General features: G+C 32.1%; 10 protein-coding genes, 2 tRNA genes and 1 pseudogene. 7 read left to right on the forward strand and 6 right to left on the reverse strand.

Annotated elements, in window-relative coordinates:
• Positions 1-121: 121 nt before the first annotated feature.
• The 6 genes from V5787_RS00395 to V5787_RS00420 all read right to left on the reverse strand — a co-directional run bounded on the left by V5787_RS00395 (position 122) and on the right by V5787_RS00420 (position 5,539).
• Positions 122-463 (reverse strand): transposase, encoded by a 342-nt coding sequence (locus tag V5787_RS00395; protein ID WP_336891324.1) that lies wholly within the window; start codon positions 461-463, stop codon positions 122-124.
• 216 nt (positions 464-679) lie between these two features.
• The gene (locus V5787_RS00400) at positions 680-1,399 is read right to left on the reverse strand and encodes a porin family protein (RefSeq protein ID WP_336891315.1); all 720 of its coding nucleotides are present in this window, start codon (positions 1,397-1,399) and stop codon (positions 680-682) included.
• Between the two features lie 31 nt (positions 1,400-1,430).
• Entirely contained in the window at positions 1,431-2,162 is a 732-nt protein-coding gene (ubiE, locus tag V5787_RS00405; protein ID WP_336891316.1) for a bifunctional demethylmenaquinone methyltransferase/2-methoxy-6-polyprenyl-1,4-benzoquinol methylase UbiE, read from the reverse strand.
• A gap of 14 nt (positions 2,163-2,176) precedes the next feature.
• Positions 2,177-3,073, reverse strand: a complete 897-nt coding sequence (locus V5787_RS00410; protein WP_336891317.1) for a NifU family protein — start codon at positions 3,071-3,073, stop codon at positions 2,177-2,179.
• Between the two features lie 115 nt (positions 3,074-3,188).
• Positions 3,189-4,601 carry a hypothetical protein gene (locus V5787_RS00415; protein ID WP_336891318.1) on the reverse strand — a complete coding sequence of 471 codons (1,413 nt, stop codon included), beginning with the start codon at positions 4,599-4,601 and terminating at the stop codon, positions 3,189-3,191.
• A 38-nt stretch (positions 4,602-4,639) separates the two neighbouring features.
• Complete coding sequence (locus tag V5787_RS00420) at positions 4,640-5,539, reverse strand: hypothetical protein (RefSeq protein ID WP_336891319.1); 900 nt, start codon at positions 5,537-5,539, stop codon at positions 4,640-4,642.
• Between the two features lie 106 nt (positions 5,540-5,645).
• Between V5787_RS00420 and proS the strand changes: the two genes are divergently transcribed.
• The 7 genes and pseudogenes from proS to V5787_RS00455 form a co-directional block, all read left to right on the forward strand.
• Positions 5,646-7,124, forward strand: a complete 1,479-nt coding sequence (proS, locus tag V5787_RS00425) for a proline--tRNA ligase (protein WP_336891320.1) — start codon at positions 5,646-5,648, stop codon at positions 7,122-7,124.
• Between the two features lie 184 nt (positions 7,125-7,308).
• Positions 7,309-7,380, forward strand: a tRNA-Glu gene (locus V5787_RS00430).
• A gap of 29 nt (positions 7,381-7,409) precedes the next feature.
• Positions 7,410-7,661: a 30S ribosomal protein S20 gene (gene rpsT / locus V5787_RS00435; RefSeq protein WP_336891321.1), complete on the forward strand. Its 252-nt coding sequence runs from the start codon at positions 7,410-7,412 to the stop codon at positions 7,659-7,661.
• A gap of 140 nt (positions 7,662-7,801) precedes the next feature.
• Positions 7,802-7,873 (forward strand) — tRNA-Glu (locus V5787_RS00440).
• A 28-nt stretch (positions 7,874-7,901) separates the two neighbouring features.
• Entirely contained in the window at positions 7,902-8,153 is a 252-nt protein-coding gene (gene rpsT, locus V5787_RS00445) for a 30S ribosomal protein S20 (RefSeq protein WP_336891322.1), read from the forward strand.
• A 504-nt stretch (positions 8,154-8,657) separates the two neighbouring features.
• Positions 8,658-8,855, forward strand: coding sequence for a hypothetical protein (locus V5787_RS00450; protein WP_336891323.1), 198 nt, complete (start codon positions 8,658-8,660; stop codon positions 8,853-8,855).
• An 882-nt stretch (positions 8,856-9,737) separates the two neighbouring features.
• Positions 9,738-9,826: pseudogene (locus V5787_RS00455) on the forward strand (IS1595 family transposase); the annotation flags it as partial.

Here is a 9,826-nt window from a genome sequence, read left to right on the forward strand (position 1 = left end):
AACTAAAGGAAAATGAACCAAAAAATAGATCCATAACTAACATAAACAATGAAAATAAGAAAAAAAAATATAAATTTTAGATTTAAAAAGTCAAAATTGAAATCTAAAAATGAAAAGAGCATTATGCAACGGTCTTATATAGATATCGACTTCTGGCTAATAATTGTTTGTGAGTGCCTCCATTGCTAAGAATGACAGCTTTGTATACTTTATTGTTTTTCCGAGCTTCTACTATAGCTATATTTTCCCATCTAAGCATAATACGTTCTTCTTGTACCGCTTCTGACGATAATTTTTGCATATGGGATCTATCTGTCACTATTTGAGTTTTAGGGAAACACCTTTTAGCTATTAAATTTAGGTTTCCAACCATATCAACTGTGACTTCTTGTACTTTATTTCTTGTTTCTATTGATGTTTTATTGAGAATATTAATTACATCATTCGCTTTGGTTCCTTTTATACCATTTTACCATTCAAGTTAGTGTTACAATAGCGATGACAGCCTTTTTTTTACCATGTGTATTTATATTGATTAAAATGGTATAGTTTAGGAACTCAAAAACAACACGTTTCTAAATTGCTCCAACTTTATTACTTGATCCATGAAAATCTTATATTTGTTATGGAACAATTATTATTTAACCTAAAAATTGCGTTTGTGACTTGAGTTCAGCTTTTACTCAAATGCTAGTTTTATAAACAAACTACGAGATGTCATAGAAGCAATAGGATCTGTCCAAGGACTATTCCCGTTATTAGGATTGTCATAATAGATTTCATTTGTCATAGAGAACTGTCCTCGAATAGAAGGTGAGAATTTGAAATAATGAAAATAAAAATCGAATCCAAAACCTATTTCATACATGAAATTATGTGATTGCATTCTGAATTGACCACTGAAATTATCGTCTTTGTTTTTTTGGCTGCTTGAGAAATTATAATCATAAGAAAGTCCTCCTATCAAATAAGGTCTAACATTATTAAAACGCAAGGCACTGAATTTTAAAAGTATTGGAATATGTAGAAACGTAGATTCAATTGGTGTAGATGAAATGATATCAAAAACACCTAAGTGATCGTTGTCTATAAAAAGCAAAGTACTTTCATTGCTAATAAGTCCTGGTTCTAGTCTTAGATTGAAACTGTTATTAATTCTCATATCAGCAATCAAGCCAATATTAAAACCGGTTTTATTATCAAGTTTAACGCTTGTATTAGGAAAAATATTCTCCTTGTAGGTTATTCTGTAGTCACTATTATTCCAGCCTAAATAAAAACCCCAATGCAATTCGTGTTTGTCAAAATGTGGTATCTGAGTTACTTTTCTTTGTTGTGCAACAGCAGCAATAGTAACAAGTAAGGTTAGTAAAATTATTAGTATCTTGTTTTTTTTCATTGTATTCCTTTTTCGAGCACCAGCAAGTATTTTATTTTTTTATTGCTATATATATGGAAGCAACACCAAAAGTAACTGGGATATCTATACAGTTACTAAACCCATTTTTTTCTAAAATATTGTTGAAGTCCTTCCCAAAAGGAAAAGCATTAGCAGATTCTGATAAATAAGAATAGGCTGTTTTGTCTTTAGAAAATAATTTTCCGATAAAAGGTAACACAAATTTAGAATGAATTTGGTATCCTTGTTTATACGGAGTTTTTGTAGGTACAGCTGTTTCCAAAACGACAAAAGTTCCTCCTGGTTTTAATACACGAAATATTTCTTTTAATCCTTTGTTTAGGTTTTCAAAATTTCGAACTCCGAAAGAAACGGTAATCGCATCAAAATAATTATCTTCAAAAGGAATGTTTTCAGAATCTCCTAAAATCATTTTTATTAAAGCTGATAAGTTTTTTTGAGAGATTTTTTCTTTCCCTACTTCAAGCATTCCAGAAGAAATATCTAAGCCTATAATTTCTTTTGGTTTTAAATCAGCCATCATAATAGCCAAATCACCAGTTCCTGTTGCGATATCTAAAATCTTTTTAGGGTTGTTTTTACCTATAAGCTGAATTACTTTTTTTCTCCATTTGACATCAATACCAAATGATATTAAACGGTTTAAACCATCATAATTTGTTGAAATAGCATCAAACATTTTTGTGACTTGCTCTTTTTTTCCGAATTGAGAGTCTTTATACGGGGTGATGTTTTTTGACATTACGTAGAGTAAGTTTATTCGTTTATTGCAACAACTTCGCTTACTTTGTTAGGAAGCATTTCTTTTAACATGGTTTCAATTCCGTTTTTTAAGGTAACCGTAGATGATGGACAACCGCTACATGCTCCTTGTAAAATTACGCGCACAACCTTGGTGTCTTCGTCATAAGATTGAAAAACAATATTTCCACCATCAGCTGCGACAGCAGGTTTTACATATTCATCCAATATTCCTGCAATATCTAAAGAAGTTCCTTCTAAGTCCTGAATATCAGTTGTAGGTACTTCAGCTTTCGGCACCTCCATTGTTTCGTCGATAATCAATTTATTTTCTTCTATATACGTTTTTATAAATTGCCTAAGATCGTTAATGATTTCAGAATCCCATTCTACGGTGTCATTTTTTGTTATTGATACGTAGTTCTCGGCGATATAAACTTCTTTGACAAAAACATATTTAAATAATTCAGAAGCCAAGGGTGAGTTTGTTGTCTCAAATTTGTTTTTATATTCAAAATCTTTTTCGGTAAGCAATCTATTGCTGCCAAATTTCATAACCTCTGGGTTCGGTGTACTTTCAGCATAAATCTCTATCGAATTTTTTTTTGGTTCAGCAGCACTTGTTACTATGGGATTACCTTGATTAAGATATATTTCTACAAGTTCTCTGATTTCTTCTTGGATATCTGACCATTCTACAATGTCAAATTTCTCGATAGCTATAAAGTTAGCGCTGATAAACACTTTGCTTACAAATGGTAAATGGAATAATTGTTTGGATAATGGAGATTCTTTTGTGTCGTCTACATTATTGTATTGATAGCTTCCTCCTTGAGTAAGTAGTTTATTGCTGTTGAATTTAACAATGCTAGGATTGTTAGTAGCTTCGATAGTAATTTGATGTTTGCTCATCCCTGTTCTATTATTTTTTATGCAAAAATACGCTAATTACTCTAAAAACTATCTTCTGTATATCGAGAAAGTTCAAATGCTAAAATAAAATATTTTTATGTACTGGTGTTTACTATTAAAATGCATAGGAAAGTGTAGAAGTTATTCTGTTTGTGGTGTTTAATAGTGTTATGTTTTCAACAGGCTCAGAACTATGATACATGGAGTATTTGTCATCGATTTCTGTGTATTGATATGCGAAATCAAGTTTTGTCTTATTAAATTTAAATCCAAAACCTAACGAAATACCTTTTTTATAGATCGTTTCTTCTTCGATTTTGTATGGACTTTCTTCTAGGAAAGCACCGCCACGTAAGCTAAACTGGTTAAATCGTAGTTCTCCACCACCTCTAATTCCCCTTGCTGTTGTTAGAGAGTTATTTATTTCTAGGTTTTCTTCCTCAAATTCATAACTGTTTTTTAATTGTATCAGACTATAGTTTTTTTGATGGTAGTCGATACTAATCAAGCCACGCTGACCTAGAGTAAAAGCTGCACTGACAGTCCATTTCTCAGGAGTGTTAAGAGTATAATTATAAGCTAGAATGTCTGGGTAATTAGATCTAGTGTTTTGATAGAGACCAGAAATGTCACTACTGTAAATATCTAGATACCCTTGCTCTTCAAAGCCTGTATAGGTGTTGTTAGTATCATAATCTATGGCATTGGATTCTTCTGCTAATTCAGGGTGCCAAATAGGACTTTGATAGGCAAGACCCAATCTGAAATTTCTAAAAGGTTTATAAATTATTCCTATTCCTAAAGAGACACCAGAACTGTTTTCTGTTAGGTACTGAGTGTATTCTGCATTTAAATAATGCCCATTATCGTCAGAATTATACTCAGACAAAAAGGTTTCTTGCGAAAATTCAATTGTATGAAAATTTAAAGAAGTTCCAATATAAAAAACATCTTTATAGGAGGACGCAAATGAAAAAGTGTAAACATCTGATATTCCACTTGTAATATTTTCGAAATATTGTTCCTCTGGGATGTTGTAAGGAATGGCATCATTATCAAATGGATGTATATTGTAGCGATTATAGATTTCGTTATTTCCTTGGATGGAATAGTTACCTCTAAAATCATTAATTATGTTGTAGTTGAATCCTAAGGTGAATTTGGTCCAGCCAGAACTAAGGTTAGGAGAATCAAACACAAACACCATTCCAAACTGTGGAAATCTAGAGCTGTTGTTTGGGTTAAAGGATGTATTTCCGTAATAGGTGGCATCCGTATTTAATTGCGAGTTTGAGTAGGTTAGCGAAATTTCACTTCTAGCAAAAACAGCACTACCTGCAGGGTTTTGGTAAATAGAACTTATTTCTCCTCCAAGAGCTCCGAAAGCTCCACTCATAGCGTTATAACGAGCAGTCCCATCATAGTTTTCTTGCGAAAAGAGTACTCCAAGATCTACATAACCTATACTTTGGGATTGCAATGTGTAGCTTATGGCTAATAATAGGGAGAATATATATAGATATTTCATTTTTAATATTTTAAGTGACTTTAAGTGATAGAGGTGCATTATCTTCTACTGCTACTTCTACCTGAAGTTGAACTAGATCTACTAGGGGTTGATCTAGATCTAGAAGAAGAAGAAGAAGAAGAACTCCTGCTATAAGAACTTTGTCTTGAAGGGGTATATCTACTATTTGTACTTCTGGTAGAGCTTGAGTTATAGGTTCTATTTGAACTACTGTTAGTTCTGCTAGAGCTGCTATTATTTCTGCTAGAATTCGACTTATAGGTTCTGTTTGAACTGCTGTTATTTCTGCTATTAGTGTTTTTTTGTGTGTTTCGTGAATTAGTATAGCCAGATCTTTTGCTAGATTTGTTATTTCTTGAAGAATTTGACTTTAGATAACGAGAATTATAATTTCTATTTCCTGATGAGTTTGATGCTAATTGAGAATTATTCCTTTTTCCATAACGATGATTATTTGGGTAGTAATGATTATTTGAGTAATAATGATTATTTCGATAACCATAATAGGGGAAATAAAAAATAGGTGCATAGAAATTAAGACTATAATATGGATTTCCATAATTATAATAATAATAATAAGGATCATAAAACCCACCAGCCCAATAAGGACTAGTATTGTTGTTTACATATACATTTGTGTAATTGTTTTCAACGACAATAGGTTCTTCAATGTATTCTTCTACAGATTTCTCAACGTACTCTTCTTCTTCATATTCCGCTATTTCATATTCTAAATTATCATTGATGTCAGCAACTTCATAAGAAAAAGTTCTATTTGGATAGTTACTTGTTTGTACTTCTGTTTTTTTTGCAGGGTATATTCCATCTTGGTTTTCAGCATAATATTGTGAAGAACCACAGGACGAAAGCCCAATAATTAACACTAATATGGGAAAAATACCAATAATTTTACCGAAATTAATAGCTGCTAGTTTCATAATGATTGATTTTTATTGTTGAACAATCTAAAATTAATTAGTTTTGCCAAACTGTTTTAGCTGATATTATGCTAAAATTACAATATTTATGCCAAACTTATTTTAGATGAGCACAAAATTAACAAAACGAAGTGAAGATTACTCAAAATGGTACAATGAATTGGTTGTTAAAGCCAATTTGGCAGAGAATTCTGCTGTTCGCGGTTGTATGGTTATCAAACCCTATGGATATGCCATATGGGAGAACATGCAAAAAGTCCTAGACGAAATGTTTAAGGAAACTGGACATGAAAACGCATATTTTCCTTTACTTGTTCCAAAAAGCTTATTTGAAGCTGAAGAGAAGAATGCTGAAGGGTTTGCGAAAGAGTGTGCTGTTGTGACACATTATAGGTTGAAAAACGACCCTAATAATGATGGAAAATTAATAGTGGATCCAGATGCAAAATTAGAAGAAGAGTTAGTTGTAAGACCTACTAGTGAAGCCATTATTTGGAGTACATATAAAGGCTGGATTCAATCCTATAGAGACTTACCACTTTTAATCAACCAGTGGGCCAATGTTGTTCGTTGGGAGATGCGAACACGTTTGTTCCTTAGAACTGCTGAGTTTTTGTGGCAAGAAGGTCACACTGCCCATGCAACAAAAACTGAAGCTATAGAAGAGGCTACAAGGATGCAAGAAGTTTATGCAGATTTTGCAGAAAATTTTATGGCAATGCCAGTAATAAAAGGTGTCAAAACTGAAAGTGAACGTTTTGCTGGAGCTTTGGATACATATACTATTGAGGCTTTAATGCAGGATGGGAAAGCTTTACAAGCGGGAACATCACATTTTTTAGGCAAAAATTTTGCGGAAGCTTTTGATGTAAAGTTTACAAATAAAGAAGGAAAAAAAGAACATGTTTGGGCTACTTCATGGGGAGTTTCAACACGGTTAATAGGAGGTTTGATTATGACACATTCTGACGATCTTGGTTTAGTATTGCCTCCAAAACTAGCTCCTATTCAAGTTGTAATTGTCCCAATATACAGGAATGAAGAACAATTGCATGCTATTTCTGAAAAAGTTACTGGAATTGTAAAATTGTTAAAAGACAAAGGTGTTTCTGTTAAATTTGATTCCAGAACTACACATAAACCAGGGTGGAAATTTGCAGAATACGAATTGAAAGGAGTTCCATTGAGAATTGCAATTGGGCCTAGGGATCTTGAGAAAGGTACGCTTGAATTGGCAAGAAGAGACACTTTGACCAAAGAATCTGTAAGTCAAGAAGGGATTGAAGATAAAATAGTTACCCTTTTAGAAGAAATACAAGTCAATTTATTTAAGAGAGCAAAAGATTATCGCGACGAGCATATCACTAAAGTCGAGAGTTTTGATGAATTCAAAAAGGTGATCGATAACAAAGGAGGGTTTGTTTTAGCGCACTGGGACGGGACTGAAGAGACTGAAAACAAGATCAAGGAGCTTACAAAAGCTACGATTCGTTGTATAGCTCTAAACGCTAAAGAAGAGGCTGGAATATGTGTGTATTCAGGTAAACCATCTTCAAAAAGAGTGCTTTTTGCAAAGGCATATTAAAATATAATAAAATTTGTTTGTAGTATCTGAAATCTAGTGTATCTTTGCAACCGCAAATCGAGAGAGATGTACTAGTTTTCACATATTGATTATGAAAATCAATAACTTTAAAATAAAACAATAATTTATTTTGTTTTTTTTGGAAAAAGTTATACTTTTGCATCGCTTTAAAAAAGCAAACAATGGTCCGTTCGTCTAGGGGTTAGGACGCATGGTTTTCATCCATGTAACAGGGGTTCGATTCCCCTACGGACTACAAAAAATTAATTTTCAAGAAATTAAGTTATGGCAAATCACAAGTCAGCGTTAAAAAGAATTAGAAGTAACGGAGAAAAACAGTTGAGAAATAAGTATCAGCATAAAACGACTCGTAATGCGGTTAGGAATTTAAAAGCTCTTACTGAAAAGAAAGAAGCCGAAGAAAAACTTCCTGCTGTAATTGCAATGTTACAGAAGCTTGCTAAGAATAACATTATCCACAAGAACAAAGCAGGCAACTTACAATCTAAATTAACAAAGCACGTAGCTTCGTTATAGAAATTAAGATTTGAAAGAATTAAAGCTCTAAGAGGAATCTTAGAGCTTTTTGTTTTTAGAGGTGTGTTTTTTTGTGAAAAATTTTGTAAAATTTAATAAAAGTTATATTTTCGCATCGCTTTAATAAAAAGCAAAAAACTGGTCCGTTCGTCTAGGGGTTAGGACGCATGGTTTTCATCCATGTAACAGGGGTTCGATTCCCCTACGGACTACAAAAATTAATTTTCAAGAAATTAAGTTATGGCAAATCACAAGTCAGCGTTAAAAAGAATTAGAAGTAACGGAGAAAAACAGTTGAGAAATAAGTATCAGCATAAAACGACTCGTAATGCGGTTAGAAATTTAAAAGCTCTTACTGAAAAGAAAGAAGCCGAAGAAAAACTTCCTGCTGTAATTGCAATGTTACAAAAGCTTGCTAAGAATAACATTATCCACAAGAACAAAGCAGGTAACTTACAATCTAAACTAACAAAGCATGTAGCTTTGTTATAGATATTCATATTTGAAATAATTAAAGCTCTAAGATTCCTCTTAGAGCTTTAATTATTATTTTTAGTTTGGATCAATAAATATTTTAGAGTAGTACCTATTGTGTAAATTGAGAGCTATAATGAAAAGAGTTTACGGTATAATTTTGTTTAGTAACATCCTATAAAGTGTGTAAATAGAAATTTGTTTTATAATATTTTGCTCATTTAAAAAGCAAAAAATATTCTAGAAATAACTTAAACTAATTATTTTCAACTTTTAAACACACTTTAAATGACAAAAGAAGAACTCTTAATACCAATTTTGTTTTTAAATGACGTAATAATAATTTGGAATGTTTTTTATTCAGATAAGCAATAAAAATATATGCATAGCCCAGTTACGGTTTTGTTTTTGTGTGAAATATGAATGAAAAAGAAACGAATTTAATGCGTCATTTGAATGTTAAAATGGTATAAATAGTAAGTTTTAAAACAATTTAAAGATTAGAAGGGTTTTGAAAACTTCATGAATACTCTCTACAAACGAGGAGTAGAAAGCATGTTGCAAGGAGAAAGTCAAGCTCCCTTGGCTATTAAGAATCAAAAAAAATGGAACAGGACAATGCCCGAAATGGCTATGACAAAAAGAAGATTAAAACTCAGAATTGTTAATTTGACTTTAAAGTTCCACGAGATCGAAAGTCTGAATTTGAGTCTCAAATAGTCCCAAAACGAAATCGTTTACCAAGAGATATTGAGAGTTTAATAATATTGATTTATGCCAAAGGTATGAGCAACTCAGATATCGAAGCCCAATTGAATGAATTATACGGTTTTAACACATCTACCTTCCACAATTTCCGTAGTGACCGATAAGATTACCAGAGATTTAATAGCTTGGCACAACAGACCTTTAGAAAGCACTTATTTGATTCTTTCGAGGTGCCATTGTATTTTATAGGTTAGAGAAAATTCGCGGGTTGTAAACAAAGTAATCTATCTTGCTGTAGAATTACGTAATGAAGGCAAAAGGAAGTATTAGGAATGTGACGGCAATGAACGAATCTACTACCTTCTTGGATGTCTGATTAATATATATGAAATCCAGAAGAGTACAGGATGTCTAAATAACGGTAACTGACAATCTCAAAGGTTTTACCGATACAATAGCCAATGTTTTTTCTGGAGCGACCAAAGCTGCCTTAGAAGATTAAAATGACAAGTACTCCTATACTGTAGACTCTTGGTATAAGAACTGAGATGAACTAATACCTTTTTAATATTTAAATGACGCATTAAATTAGTTTCTATTTCCTTTATATTTCAATATAAAATAGAACCGTAACCTACGGCTAATATTTTTTATTTCATCTAAAGAAAAAATAATTCAAATTTATTATCAACCAAGCTGAAATTCATTTGGCATCATAAACTGGAGCGTTATTTTAAACCGGTTTTTGACTATATTTGAAAAGCAGGGTGCAACTACGAAAAATTGAACTCTATAATTTTATAGTTTACACACTTTAAGGAATAGTGTAAATATATAAATGAACTGAGTTAGTCATTTAGTTTCTGTATCTTAGTGTCCTTAACTATAACAGATATGGATGTTTTTCAAGGTCAAAATATACTGAGTTTTATAAAAGAACTACCAAATGATGAAGCTTGTAAGGCTTATTTAGCCAAAATAAA

The sequence above is a fragment of the Flavicella sp. genome, from assembly GCF_037132785.1.
Taxonomy (GTDB): domain Bacteria; phylum Bacteroidota; class Bacteroidia; order Flavobacteriales; family Flavobacteriaceae; genus Flavicella.